12 protein-coding genes are annotated in these 12,564 nt (G+C 68.9%); 4 read left to right on the forward strand and 8 right to left on the reverse strand.

Features of this window, described 5'->3' with window-relative positions:
- Positions 1-42: 42 nt before the first annotated feature.
- The 3 genes from tkt to BM150_RS14830 form a co-directional block, all read right to left on the reverse strand.
- Positions 43-2,112, reverse strand: a complete 2,070-nt coding sequence (gene tkt / locus BM150_RS14820; protein ID WP_092927867.1) for a transketolase — start codon at positions 2,110-2,112, stop codon at positions 43-45.
- 326 nt (positions 2,113-2,438) lie between these two features.
- A complete protein-coding gene (locus BM150_RS14825) occupies positions 2,439-3,110 on the reverse strand; it encodes a DedA family protein (RefSeq protein WP_092927868.1) in 672 nt (223 codons plus the stop codon).
- Positions 3,111-3,182: 72 nt separating this feature from the next.
- Positions 3,183-4,883 carry a purine-cytosine permease family protein gene (locus BM150_RS14830; protein ID WP_092927869.1) on the reverse strand — a complete coding sequence of 567 codons (1,701 nt, stop codon included), beginning with the start codon at positions 4,881-4,883 and terminating at the stop codon, positions 3,183-3,185.
- A 289-nt stretch (positions 4,884-5,172) separates the two neighbouring features.
- On the opposite strand from BM150_RS14830, the gene BM150_RS14835 reads away from it, so the two are divergent.
- The gene (locus BM150_RS14835; RefSeq protein WP_092927870.1) at positions 5,173-5,535 is read left to right on the forward strand and encodes a group I truncated hemoglobin; all 363 of its coding nucleotides are present in this window, start codon (positions 5,173-5,175) and stop codon (positions 5,533-5,535) included.
- A gap of 92 nt (positions 5,536-5,627) precedes the next feature.
- Here the strand turns inward: BM150_RS14835 and BM150_RS14840 are convergent, their stop codons facing one another.
- Entirely contained in the window at positions 5,628-6,596 is a 969-nt protein-coding gene (locus BM150_RS14840; RefSeq protein WP_092927871.1) for a quinone oxidoreductase family protein, read from the reverse strand.
- A gap of 176 nt (positions 6,597-6,772) precedes the next feature.
- Here BM150_RS14840 and BM150_RS14845 point away from each other — a divergent pair, with 176 nt between their 5' ends.
- The 3 genes from BM150_RS14845 to BM150_RS14855 all read left to right on the forward strand — a co-directional run bounded on the left by BM150_RS14845 (position 6,773) and on the right by BM150_RS14855 (position 8,712).
- The gene (locus tag BM150_RS14845) at positions 6,773-7,093 is read left to right on the forward strand and encodes a hypothetical protein (protein WP_092927872.1); all 321 of its coding nucleotides are present in this window, start codon (positions 6,773-6,775) and stop codon (positions 7,091-7,093) included.
- A 59-nt stretch (positions 7,094-7,152) separates the two neighbouring features.
- Entirely contained in the window at positions 7,153-8,019 is an 867-nt protein-coding gene (locus BM150_RS14850; RefSeq protein ID WP_092928042.1) for an ATP-grasp domain-containing protein, read from the forward strand.
- 204 nt (positions 8,020-8,223) lie between these two features.
- Complete coding sequence (locus tag BM150_RS14855; RefSeq protein ID WP_092927873.1) at positions 8,224-8,712, forward strand: GbsR/MarR family transcriptional regulator; 489 nt, start codon at positions 8,224-8,226, stop codon at positions 8,710-8,712.
- Positions 8,713-8,771: 59 nt separating this feature from the next.
- Here the strand turns inward: BM150_RS14855 and BM150_RS14860 are convergent, their stop codons facing one another.
- The 4 genes from BM150_RS14860 to BM150_RS14875 form a co-directional block, all read right to left on the reverse strand.
- Positions 8,772-9,743 carry a COX15/CtaA family protein gene (locus BM150_RS14860; RefSeq protein ID WP_092927874.1) on the reverse strand — a complete coding sequence of 324 codons (972 nt, stop codon included), beginning with the start codon at positions 9,741-9,743 and terminating at the stop codon, positions 8,772-8,774.
- Positions 9,744-9,867: 124 nt separating this feature from the next.
- The gene (locus tag BM150_RS14865) at positions 9,868-10,719 is read right to left on the reverse strand and encodes an SCO6745 family protein (protein ID WP_092927875.1); all 852 of its coding nucleotides are present in this window, start codon (positions 10,717-10,719) and stop codon (positions 9,868-9,870) included.
- Between the two features lie 37 nt (positions 10,720-10,756).
- Complete coding sequence (locus tag BM150_RS14870) at positions 10,757-11,473, reverse strand: ABC transporter permease (RefSeq protein WP_092928043.1); 717 nt, start codon at positions 11,471-11,473, stop codon at positions 10,757-10,759.
- A gap of 125 nt (positions 11,474-11,598) precedes the next feature.
- Positions 11,599-12,537, reverse strand: coding sequence for an ABC transporter ATP-binding protein (locus BM150_RS14875; RefSeq protein ID WP_092927876.1), 939 nt, complete (start codon positions 12,535-12,537; stop codon positions 11,599-11,601).
- Positions 12,538-12,564 lie beyond the last annotated feature (27 nt).

The following is a 12,564-nucleotide window of genomic DNA, read 5'->3' on the forward strand; positions in this document are numbered from 1 at the left end:
CGTCGTTCGCAGCGGTTGCGGTTCGGCCGGGTGCGACCGGTCTCAGTTCGACCGCGCGCTGCTCAGGCTCCGTCGGGCTGCGGCGACCACGGCTTCGGTGGTGATGCCGAACTTCTCGAACAACGTCTTGTAGTCGGCCGAAGCACCGAAGTGCTCCAGCGAGACGATCTCGCCGCTGTCACCCGTGAAGCGGTACCAGGGTTGCGCGATGCCGGCTTCGACAGCGACCCGCGCGCGCACCGCGGCCGGCAGCACCCGCTCCCGGTAGCTCTCCTCCTGCGCGTCGAACCACTCGACGCACGGCATCGAGACCACGCGAGTGGGGACGCCCTCGTTCTCCAGGATCCCGCGGGCCTCCACAGCCAGCTGCACCTCGGAGCCGGTGGCGATGAGTACCAGCTCCGGTGTACCCGAGGAGGCATCGGCCAACACGTAGCCACCCCGTGCGACACCCTCGCTGTCGGTGCCCTCCAGCGTCGGCACGCCCTGGCGGGTCAGCGCCAGCCCGGCCGGTCCCTCGGGCCGTTCCAGCACGCTCTTCCAAGCGGCGGCGGTCTCGTTGGCGTCGGCCGGGCGCACCATCGACAGGCCGGGGATACCGCGCAGGCTCGCCAGCTGCTCCACCGGCTGGTGGGTCGGTCCGTCCTCGCCCAGTCCGATCGAGTCGTGGGTCCAGACGTAGATGGTGGGAACCCGCATCAGCGCCGCGAGCCGCACCGCGGGCCGCATGTAGTCGGAGAAGATCAGGAAGGTGCCGCCGTACGGCCGGGTGCCGCCGTGCAGCGCGATCCCGTTGAGCAGCGAGCCCATGGCGTGCTCCCGGACGCCGAAGTGCAGCGTGCGGCCGTGGGGCTGCGCCTGGAACATCTCCGTGGAGATGCTCTCGGGGCCGAACGAGTCGGCGCCCTTCATCGTGGTGTTGTTGCTCTCGGCCAGGTCGGCCGAACCGCCCCACAGCTCGGGGAGCACGTCCTTGAGCGAGGCCAGCACCTCGGCGGACGCCTTGCGGGTGGCGATGCCCTTGGCGTCCGGTTCCCAGCTGGGCAGCGCGTCCGCCCAGTCGGCGGGCAGCTCACGGGAGCTCAGCCGGTCGAGCAGCGCCTTGCGCTGCGGGTTCTCCGCCGCCCACGAGTCGAAGGCGATCTGCCACTTCTGGTGCGCGGCCCTGCCCTGCTCGGCGACCGTGCGGGTGTGGGCGATCACCTCGTCGGCCACCTCGAAGGACTTGTCCGGGTCGAAGCCCAGCGCCTTCTTGACCTCGGCGACCTCCTCGCCGCCCAGCGCGGCGCCGTGGGACTTGCCGCTGTTCATCTTGTTCGGGGCCGGGTAGCCGATCACCGTGCGCAGCACGATCAGGCTCGGGCGGTCGGTCTCGGCGCGCGCGGCTTCCACCGCGTCCAGGAAGCCTCGCACGTCCTCGCCGCCGTCGACGGTGACCACGTGCCAGCCGTAGGCCTCGTAACGCTTGGCCGTGTCCTCCGACAGGGCGATGTGCGTGTCGTCCTCGATGGAGATCTCGTTGGAGTCGTAGATCACCGTGAGGTTGCCCAGCCGCTGGGTCCCGGCCAGGGAGGACGCCTCGGAAGTGACACCTTCCTCGATGTCACCGTCGGAGGCCAGCGCGTAGATCTGGTGGTCGAAAACGCTCTCGCCCGGCTCGGCGTCCGGGTCGAACAGGCCGCGCTCGCGCCGGGCGGCCATCGCCATGCCGACCGCGTTGGCCAGTCCCTGGCCCAGCGGGCCGGTGGTGGTCTCGACACCGGTGGTGTGGCCGTACTCCGGGTGTCCGGGTGTGGCCGAGTCCCAGGTGCGCAGCGCCTTGATGTCTTCCAGCTCCATCCCGTATCCGCACAGGTAGAGCTGCAGGTACAGCGTCAGGCTCGAGTGCCCGGCGGAGAGCACGAAGCGGTCCCGGCCGATCCAGCTCGCATCGTTGGGATCGTGGCGCAGTACCCGCTGGAACAGCGCGTACACGGCCGGGGCCAGGCTCATCGCGGTACCGGGGTGGCCGTTGCCGCACTTCTCGACCGCGTCGGCGGCCAGCACGCGGATCGTGTCCACGGCGCGTTGGTCCAGCTCGGTCCAGTCCTCGGGAACTCGTTTGGTGGTCAAACGGGCAAGGTCGTCTGTGACGGACACTCCTCGCGGCTCCAGTTTCCCTCGCGCGGTGAATCCGGTCGAACTTGACCGATTCGTTCCGCTGTTATCCCTCGTCCAACGTGCAGCGTAATCCTGTTGCGTGCTCGGTGTCGCGACCCGTCCGCCTCGTGGATGCGTTCGATGCCTCACCCCCGTCCGTGTGAACACGCGAAACGTGCTATCCGTGTTCGGATTATCACTCGGAGTGATTAATTGATGGGGTGTCTTCGTCAGGTAAACCGGTGGAGCACGGATTCGTTCACCGCGAACAGGACGCGGGTGCCGCGGTTCGGGCGAACTCACTCCGCTTCGGCTGAGCACTCCGCTTCGGGGCAGTACTCCGGTTCTTCCCGCTGCTGCCTGCGCGCGCGGGCCCGTCGAACGAGCACGAGCCCCGCGATCCCGACGGCCAGCACGCCGAACACCACCCAGCTGGCGTTGCCGAGTATCGCCCCCACACGTTCCAGCGAGGCTCTGGCCAGCGCACCCGTGGACACGTAGACCAGCGACCACAGCGCCGCCGCGGACAACGAGGCCAGCAGAAAGCGGTTGTAGCGCAGTTGCGAGACCCCCGCCGCCGCGGGTGTGAAGGTCCTGACTATCGGCACCAACCTGGTCAGAAAGATCGCCAGCCCCCCGTGCCGGTCCAGCGTGGCGGTGGCCTGGTCCCAGCGTCGCACTCCCATGCGTCGCACGATCGAGGTGGAGCGCATCGCCGGGCCGTAGCGTCTGCCCAGCAGGTAACCCACGTGGTCACCGCCGGAGCCGCACACGGTGACCACCAGCAGCATCACACCGAGCAGTGCCCGGTTGTCCACGGAGGCACCGGCGATCAGCACGCCGGTTTCGCCGGGGATGAACATCCCCATCCCCAGGCCGGACTCCGCGAACGCCATGGCCCCCGCGACGGTGAGGAGCAGCTCGTCGGGAAGTGACGAAAGCGTGTCCAACACGTCGGAGACCAGCGGCATACGTGTGCTCCAGAACTACGTAGTGATCGCGCGGGAGTTTCCCGCACGATCCTACACAGCCGCTCTTTCGATTCAGTTTTTCAGTAGGGGTTCGCTGTCCCGGTTTTCGTGGCCGTTTCCGTGACGGAACCCCGCGCGGGGTAGCGGGGTCGACTGCGCCGGCAGCAGATGCGTCCCCGTCCGGTCCGTGGTGACGCACAACGAGCAGACGACGTCCTCGTGCGTCGGGCAGGCCAGCACGTCGGGCCGTTCGAAGTCCTGCTCGCACACGTGGCAGCGGTACGCGGTCGCCACGGGGGTGCCCGTACTGTCGAACCTGGGTTCGGGGATCCCGTCGTCGGTGCGCCGCAGGTAGAACCTCCCCCTGGTGGCGATGGCGATCACCGGGGGCAGCACCAGTGCGAGCAGCACCGCCGCGATCGGCGAGTAGGGCTGCAAGGCGGAGCCCAACGCCCCGAAGTACATCGCGATCGAGATCGCGCTCGCTGTCGAGAACGAGATCACTCCGACCGGGTTGATCGGGTGCAGCATCCCCCTGCGGTACTCCGGCACCCGCGGCGAGAGACGCAGCAGGTACTTGTTCAGCACGATGTCCGAGGCGACCGTGACCACCCACGCGATCGCGGTGTTGGCGTAGAAGCTCAGCACCGAGTTCAGGAACGCGAACATGTTCGCCTCCATCAGCACCAGTGCCACGGCGAGGTTGCCGAACACGAACACGTTGCGTCCCGGATAGCGACGCGTGAGCCTGGTCGCCGAGTTCGTCCAGGTCAGCGAGCCGGAGTAGGCGTTGGTGACGTTGATCTTGATCTGGCTGACCACGACCAGCACCACGGCCAGCGCCACCGCCAGCCATCCGGGCAGGAACAGCCCGTAGACGCCGAGGAACTGCTCCACGGGTTCGGTCGCCGCGGAACCGGCCAACCCCAGCACGAAGAACGCCAGAAAAGCCCCGGTCGCCTGTTTGAGCGCGCCGAGCACCACCCAGCCCGGCCCGGCCGCGACCACCGAGATCCACCAACGCCGCGAGTTCTCCCGGGTCTTGGGTGGCATGAAGCGCAGGTAGTCGACCTGCTCGCCGATCTGGGCCATCAGCGACAGCGCCACCCCGGCACCGAGCAGCACCGCGGCGACGCTCACGCCGCCCGAGCCGTCCCGTCCCGCGAAGGCCAGCCATTCCCCCAGGGAACCGGGATCACTGAGCACCAGGTAGACCATCGGAGCGACCATCAGCAGCAACCACACCGGCGTCGTCCAGACCTGCAGTTTGCTCAGGGCCGACATGCCGTAAACCACCAGTGGGATCACGATCAGCGTGGTGATCAGGTAGCCGAGCCACAGCGGGATCCCGAGTCCCACCCGCAGCCCCTGCGCCATGATCGCACCCTCGGTGGCGAAGAAGATGAAGGTGAAGCTCCCGAAGATGACGCTGGTCAGCACCGAGCCGTAGTAGCCGAACCCGGATCCGCGAGTGACCAGGTCGAGGTCGATGTTGTAGCGCGCGCAGTAGTACGCGATGGGCAGCCCGGTGGTGAATATGATCAGCGCGGCCACCGCTATGCCCAGCAGCGCGTTGCTGGTGCCGTGCGTGAGCCCGATGCCGGCTCCGATGGAGAAGTCGGCGAGGTAGGCGATGCCGCCGAGCGCCGTGGTCGCGACCACGGGAGGACTCCATCGCCGATAACCGCGCGGGGCGAACCGCAGGGTGTAGTCCTCGAGCGTTTCGTCGGCCGCTCGGGTGGTCGTGCTCGCGTCGCTGGTCTGCCGCGGCAATACGCACTCCTCTCACCGTTTCGTCTTCCCGGCGGGCTGAGCCGGGTGCGGCGGGATTCTGGTGCGTTTCTGTTGCGTGGTGACTCCGAACGTGTTTCCGGAGTGTTTTCCCGTCGCGTTCCCCCGCGCGAACGCACGGTGTGCGTACTCGGGAGCTCCGGAACGGTCGGCCGGTGTTCGTCGGCAGGGCCGTGAAGTTACTTCCGGTGTTTACGCGGCAATTACGTCCCGGAAAAGCGAGCAGGATTCACTCGGGGGTGACGTCGAATTCCCAGTTCCGGAGGCAGTGATGACCACTATTCACGAGCAGCTCGGCGGCGAGCCCCTCATGCGCGAAGTCGTCTTCCGGTTCTACGAGAAGGCACTGGCCGATTCCCGGCTGGCCGGGTACTTCCACCGGGTGGATCTGAGCCTGCTGCGGGAGCACCAGGTCCGGTTGTTCACCGCCGCGCTCGGTGGTTCCGGAGCGGTCGTCGAGTCGGACACCACCTCGGAGGAGGGGATCCACCACGACGAGTACGACCTGGTGATCGGGCATCTCGCGGATGCGCTGCGGGAGAGTTCCGTGCCGGAGCCGCTGCTCACCGGAACCCTGTTCGCCCTCGCGCCGTTGGCCAGGGATGTGATCACCGTTCCCGCGGTGACCACGTGAGAGCTCCGTCCGGTTCCGCCGAGCGGAGCGTTGCCCATGGGTGAGACGGCGTCCGCCGGGACGGGTCCGCCCCCGTCCCGGCGGGAACGCGATCATGGTTCCAACAGGACCTTTCCGGTGGTCCGGCGCCCTTCCAGCGCCTCGTGGGCGTCCGCCGCATCGGCCAGCGGATAACTGCCCCCGATGCGGATCCGCAGTTCGCCGCGTGCGATCAGGTCGAACAGCTCACCGACCCGCCAGTCCAGCTCCGCGCGGTCCAGCATGTGGTGCGCCAACGTCGGCCTGGTGAGAAAAACCGAACCCGCCGAGTTGAGCCGCTGCGGATCCACCGGCGGCACCGGGCCGCTGGCGGCGCCGAACAGCGCCAGCGTGCCGCGCGGACGCAGCGAGGCCAGGCTCGCGTCGAAGGTGTCCCTTCCCACCCCGTCGTAGGCGACGTGCACCCCGACTCCGCCGGTCAGTTCCCGCACCCGCGAGGTCACGTCCTGCTCGGTGTAGCGAATGATGTCCTCGGCCCCCGCCTCGCGTGCCAGCCGTTCCTTCTCCGGAGTGGAGACCGTGCCGATCACGTGGCCGCCGCGCAGCGTGATCAGTTGCGTCAGCAGCAGCCCCATCCCGCCTGCCGCCGCGTGTACCAGCGCGATCGTGCCCGGCTTCACCACGTGTGTGGAGGCGGTGAGGTAGTGCGCGGTCAGGCCCTGCAACATCGCGGCCGCGGCGGTGCGCTCCCCGAGCGTGGTGGGCAGTGCCACCGCTTTGTTCGCGGGTACCACAGCGCGCTCGGCGTAGCTGCCCGGAACCATGGCCCACGCCACCCGGTCGCCGATCTCGAATCCGTTCACACCGGACCCCACGGACAGCACGGTCCCGGCGCCCTCGGAGCCCGGCGTGAACGGCAACGACACCTGGTAGATCCCACCGCGCTGATAGGTGTCGATGAAGTTCACCCCGCTGGCGGTGATCCCGACCAGCAGCTCTTCCGGGCCGGGGTCGGGGTCCGCCACGTCGACGGTGTGCAGCACTTCTGGGCCGCCGTGCTCGGTGACCTGGACAGCGCGCATGTGCCGGCCTCCTGATCCGTGGTTTCGCCTGGCAGTTCCGTGGCGTTCGATCATGCCACGAGAACTCCGTTCGGCACCGCTCAAGTTGATTTCGGCGGCATGTCCCGACCATTCGCCGGGTGGTGTGGCTCACGCGTCGCTCCGTCATCGGCCGGGCTACCGTTACGATCAGCCTCGTGACTACGCAGCAGACTGGTGAGACCGCGCCGACGCGGCCCCCGAAACGTGCCGTGGCCACCGCCGCCGAGTTCGTCTCCCGACACGGCGGTTCGGCACGTGCCGTGGTGGAGAACCTCGGCAAGGGCGGGGCACGGATAGTGCTCATCGGCCAGGACGGCGCGCTCGGCGACGTGCTGGTTCCCGACCCGACATCGGGTGAGTCGGTCGTCGAGGCCGTGGAAGGTCTGGAAAGCGGTGACTGGGACTCCGACACCGCGGCGGCGTTGACGATCGGACCCGCCCACCGCAGGAAGATGGCGGGGGCGCGCGCGAGGTGACCACCGATCCGCACCGCGCCGGTGGCCGTCCTCGCGTGCTGCTGGCGACCTACTCCGACATGCCCGAGTCCCACGAGGACGAGCGGTCGTTGTCCGCCGCGCTCGACGAACTGGGAATCGACAGCCGCTGGGCGGTGTGGGACTCCCCGGCCGAATCCTTCGAGACCGCGGACCTGGTGGTGCTGCGCAGCACCTGGGACTACACCTCGCGGATGAAGGAGTTCGTGGACTGGTGCGAGTCCGTACCGACGTTGGCGAACCCGGCGCGGGTGGTGCGCTGGAACAGCGACAAGCGGTACCTGGCGGAGCTCGCCGAGGCCGGGGTGCCGGTCACTCCCACCCGGGTCGTGGAGCCCGGTGATCGTGCGCGGGGCGACAACAACCCCGAGCTGCCGGATCGGGAGTTCGTCGTCAAACCCACGGTGGGCGCCGGTTCGTGGGGCGCGGCGCGGTTCCTGCCCGAGCAGCGCGAACGGGCTCTGCTGCATCTGCGTTCGTTGCACGATGAGGGCATCCCGGCGCTGGTGCAGCCCTATCAGCCCGTGGTCGATCGAGAGGGTGAGACCGCGCTGGTCTTCTTCGGCGGGGTGTACTCGCACGGCTTCGTGAAGGGACCGCTGCTGGACCCGGCCGATGACGCGACCGGTTCGGCGGGCCTCGGCAAGGGGCCGTTCGCCACCGATCCCGCTCCCGAGCTGCGGCGGGTCGCCGAGGACGTGCTCGACGCCACCGGAGAGCTGTTGGGCGTGGCGCGGTACGAGTTCCTCTACGCGCGCGTGGACCTGGTGCGTGGCGAGGACGGCGAGCCCATGCTGCTGGAGCTGGAGCTGATCGAGCCGCGGCTCAATTTCCTGCTCGCCGACCGGGCGGCTCCGCTGCGCTTCGCCTCGGCCGTGCGCGCCGAGCTCGCGCGCCGTGCTGCCTGACCCGCACCGGGCCGCCTGACCCGCGCACTCCGTCCGGATCGTCACGGGATCGGGGGCCTCTCACCCCGGTCCCGCGTAAATTTCTCGCGAAATCGCCGTGCCGGGAGGTGTCTTGCCTCGTGTGTCGGTTCCACCTAAGGTTTCAGTGTCGAGCGAAACCGATCACGGTGCTTCCGTGGTCCGGATCCGGAGGCGAGCAGACCAGTGGTCGAGTACACCCAGCGCACGGACCGCCCCGCCATGTCGGAGTGGATCGAGCAGATGGCGGCCTACTTCGAGTCCACCGAAGGGATGCCGCTGATCGCCGGGCGAGTCCTCGCCTTCCTGCTGATCTGTGATCCGCCGGAACGCACCGCCGCGGAACTCTCGCACGCGCTCAGTGCCAGTACCGGCTCGATCAGCACCAACGTTCGGTTCCTGGTGCGGCTGGGGATCGTCTCCAAAACCACCCGGCAGGGCCGAGAGGCCGCGCTCTACCGGGTGGAGGAGCATCGCTGGCCGGAGCTGGTCAGCGCCCGGATGCACCGTATGGTCGAGCTGGAGGGCCTGATCGACTCCGGGCTGCGCATGTTCAGCGGACAGGGGGAACGCGCCCGCAGACTGCGGGCGGTACACGAGTTCTACCAGTGGCTGTCCGAGGAGATCCCGGAGCTGTGGCGCCGCTGGGAACGGGACTCCCGCAGGCGGAGCTGATCCGACAGGCTTCCGGACCTCACCACCGCGACGCGTCAACCCCGCGACAGCAGGGTCGTTCAACCACCCACCGGTTCGCTCGCGACGTGGACCGAGCGCGGCTGCCGCCGGTTGGGGGCCGGACCCCGGTAGCGGGACTCCGCCCAGAGCAGGGAGACCGTCGCGATCACGACCGTGGCCCCGAGGACGTGGGCCACCACCAGTCCCTCGGGGACGCCGGTGACGTACTGCACCGAGCCGATCACTCCCTGCGCGAGCACCACGAGGCAGGCGGTGGCGTAGGCACGCAGCAGGCCACGAGTCGGCGAGGTGCCGCGCAGCCAGAACCCGAACACCGCCAGCAGGCAGAGATAGGCCATCACCAGCAGCCCGTGCAGCTGGGTCAGCAGCGGAATGGACATCGGCAGCCGCGGCGTGCTCGGGTCACCGGCGTGCGGACCCGCCGCCGTGACCAGCGTGCCCGCGAACAACATCGCGGCCGCGACCGCTGTCAGCGCCACCAGAACGCCGCGCATCCTGCCGATGACGACCGGATACGGTTTCTCGTCACCCTCGCCCGCTGCCTTGACCAGCAGCCCGGAGATCCAGATCAGTACCGCCGATGCCATGAAGTGCAGCGATACGCTCCACCAGCGCAGATCCAGCAGCACCGTCATACCGCCGATCACGGCCTGCACCGGAACGCCGATCAGCACCAACCCGGCCAGCAGTCGTAGTCTCGGTCGGACCGGGCGCACTCGCCACGCCAGCAGCAGACAGATCAGTGCCGTGGCCGCGACGACCCAGGTCAGCAGTCGGTTGCCGAACTCGACGGCTTGGTGCAGCGGCGCGATATCGGCGTGCGATACCGGCACCATGCTGCCGGGGAAACACTGCGGCCACGTCGGACAGCCCAGTCCCGAGCCGGTGACACGCACGACCGCGCCGGTTACCGCGATCATCATCTGGGTGACCAGTACCGCGACGGCCGAGGCGCGAACCAACCGGGCGGAGGGACGGGTTATTCGTTCTGGCAACGACAGGGTCGGCACGGAACGATGGTAGGCACACCAGGGCGTCGCCCGACGCGGGGGACCGCGCGTCGGTGTCGCACGCCACGGTGGTGACTCCCGCCGGACGGGGGCCACCACCGCGAGAGTGCGGAGCCCCGCGGAGTCAGTGCTCGAAGAGCCGCTTCGGCACCGCGCCTGCCTCGTGGAGCCGTTTGCTCAGTGCGCCGCCGTGTTCGAGCAGCTTGGAGAACTCCGAGGTGTCGAGCGCGCGCCACGGTTCCAGCGAGGCCACGTCGGTGGTGTCCTCGATCTCGTCGAGCAGTCGCTCACCGGCCGTTGTCACCGCTCCGGAGGAGTCCAGCAGGCCCCGGTCGGCCAGTTCCAGTTGTGCGTCGGTCCACTGTTCCTCGGACCAGGCCCGGGTCTGTTTCAACGTCGCGGCGTTCATCCCTCGTCCGGCGGCGCTCTGCAGCACGGGTGCCTGCAGCGGGCCGAGTCCCGCCTGTTGCAGTACGGCGATGTGCGCGTCGCCCCGGAACTCCCGTAACAGTGTCAGGGCGTGCCACAGGCGCAGGTGCGGTTCGTCCGGGTACTCGATCTCCGCGTGTCCGGCGAACAGTGGTTTGCCGGCGGGCGAGCACCTCTCGGCGGCCTTGGCGGCGAGCCGTCCGGCTTCGTCGACCGCCTCCGAACGGACCGCTTCCTGTCCCAGCATTCGTTCCAGGGCTCCGGAGACCGCGCGGAACCGTGCGGCGACGATGTCCTCCGGATCGGCGATCGACCAGGCGGCGGGAATGTGCTGCCGCACCAGTTCGGGGTTGAAGTTGTAGAAGGTGGCGGCCACCAGGTTCGCCCCGACGGCGCCCATCGGGGCGGCGCGGCTCGCGAAGTAGGCCCTGCTCCAGGAGTCGATCCCGAGCTCGGACATTTCCCGTTCCAGCTCGGGAGCGAAGTAGATCATGGCGTGCGGTAGGTCGAGCGCCTTTTTGGCCCGGCGTGCGTGTTGGGTTTCCATGGCCCGCACTCTAGTGATCTCCGGACCGGAGCTGGGATCAACTGAGGCGGGTGGTGCGCACCGCCAGGGCTCCGGCGACGGCTCCCCAGCACAGCAGGACCAGCAGTGATCCGGCGGTGGGCGCCGTCCCGTCGGCGAGGCAGGCGCCGAGCGCTTCGGCCAGGGCGCCGGAGGGCAGGTACTCGGCGAGCGAGCTCATGAAGCCGGGCAGGTGCCGGGCGGGGATCGCGAGTCCGCCCGCCAGCAGCAGCGCGAACCAGACAGTGTTGGCCACGGCGAGCACCGTCTCGGCCCGCAGCGCGCCACCCACGAGCACTCCGCCCGCACCGAAGACGAGTGTTCCCAGGATCAGCACCGGGACCGCCGTCGCCACGCCGGCCCCGGAGGGGTGCCAACCGAGCACGAGGGCGGTACCGCCGAGGACCACGGTTTGCAGTGCCACGACCAGCAGGGCGGCGAGCACGCGGCCCGCGATCAGCACCCAGCGGGGGAGGGCGGTGGCGCTGAGGCGTTTGATCACGCCGTAGCGGCGGTCGAATCCCAGTGCGATGGCCTGCCCGGTGAATCCGGTGGACATCACGGCCAGCGCGAGTATCCGCGGGGTGACCGAGTCGACGCGTGGCTGTTCCACCAGACCGATGTCGAGGGTACTCATCCCGATCAGCAGCACGAGCGGGATCAGCAGGGTCAGCAGTGCCTGTTCCGGGTGCCGCAGCGTCAGCAGCGATTCCGCCCGCGTCTGGGTGAGCAGCATCCGCAACGGATTGGCCCGTCCCGGGGAGGGGCGGAAGGTTCCCGGCGCGAAGGTGGGTGTCCGGGTGGTCCGTTCCGGTGTGTTCGCGAGTCCCTCGTACGCGCTGTCGGAGCTTTCCTGTCGTGTCAAGCGCGCAACTCCCGTCCGGTCAGTTCGAGGAAGACGTCCTCCAGGCTGCGTCTGCCGATCCGCAGTTCGTCGGCCATCGCGCCGTGCCGGGCACACCACGCCGTCACGGTGGAGACGGTCTGCGGGTCGATGTGACCCCGTACCAGGTACTGTCCCGGCCGCACTTCCAGGGCGGAGCACCCCTCCGGCAGCGCGGTCAGCAGCGGTTCGAGGTCCAGTCCGGGGCGGGACCGGAAGTGCAGTTCGCGGTGTTCCTCGTCGCCGGAGGTGAGTTCTTCGGGGGTGCCCCGTGCGAGCACGCGGCCGTGATCGATGATCATTACCCGGTCGGAGAGGGTCTCGGCCTCGTCCATCAGGTGGGTGGTCAGCAGCACACCGACCCCGTCGGCGCGGAGCGCCGACATCAGTTCCCAGACCAGGTTGCGCGCGTGGGCGTCCATTCCCGCGGTCGGTTCGTCGAGGAAGACCAGTTCCGGTCTGCCGACCAGCGCGCACGCCAGTGACAGTCGTTGTTGCTGTCCGCCGGACAACCGCTTGTAGGGGGTCGTGCGCACTCCGTCGAGTCCGAGAATGTCCAACAGCCAGGACGGATCGAGCGGTTCGGCGCAGCAGGCGGCCACCAGGCGCAACATCTCCTCGGTGCGCACACCGGGGTAGGCACCGCCGCCCTGGGGCATCACCCCGATGCGGGGGCGGAGTCGGGCACTCTGGTCGACCGGATCGAGTCCGAGCACTCTGACCTGCCCGGCGTCGGGACGCAGGAAGCCTTCGCAGATCTCCACGGTGGTGGTCTTGCCGGCGCCGTTCGGGCCGAGCAGGGCCAGCATCTCACCGCGCGCCAGGTGCAGGTCGATCTCGGACACGGCGGTGTTGCCGCCGAATCGTTTGGTCAGCCCCCGTGCCCGCACAGCGGCGGAGTCGACGTCTGGGTTCACGCTCCATCAGCGTAGTAGGGGCTGTCC

The organism is Actinopolyspora alba (assembly GCF_900112765.1).
Lineage (GTDB): Bacteria > Actinomycetota > Actinomycetes > Mycobacteriales > Pseudonocardiaceae > Actinopolyspora > Actinopolyspora alba.

Bases quoted from the DNA above. Each gene is read 5' to 3' on its own strand.
- BM150_RS14825 (WP_092927868.1), bottom strand. From the start codon at position 3,110: ATGCCGCTGGTCTCCGACGTGTTGGACACGCTTTCGTCACTTCCCGAC.
- BM150_RS14835 (WP_092927870.1), top strand. From the start codon at position 5,173: ATGACCACTATTCACGAGCAGCTCGGCGGCGAGCCCCTCATGCGCGAA.
- BM150_RS14840 (WP_092927871.1), bottom strand. From the start codon at position 6,596: ATGCGCGCTGTCCAGGTCACCGAGCACGGCGGCCCAGAAGTGCTGCAC.
- BM150_RS14850 (WP_092928042.1), top strand. From the start codon at position 7,153: ATGCCCGAGTCCCACGAGGACGAGCGGTCGTTGTCCGCCGCGCTCGAC.
- BM150_RS14865 (WP_092927875.1), bottom strand. From the start codon at position 10,719: ATGGAAACCCAACACGCACGCCGGGCCAAAAAGGCGCTCGACCTACCG.
- BM150_RS14870 (WP_092928043.1), bottom strand. From the start codon at position 11,473: ATGCTGCTCACCCAGACGCGGGCGGAATCGCTGCTGACGCTGCGGCAC.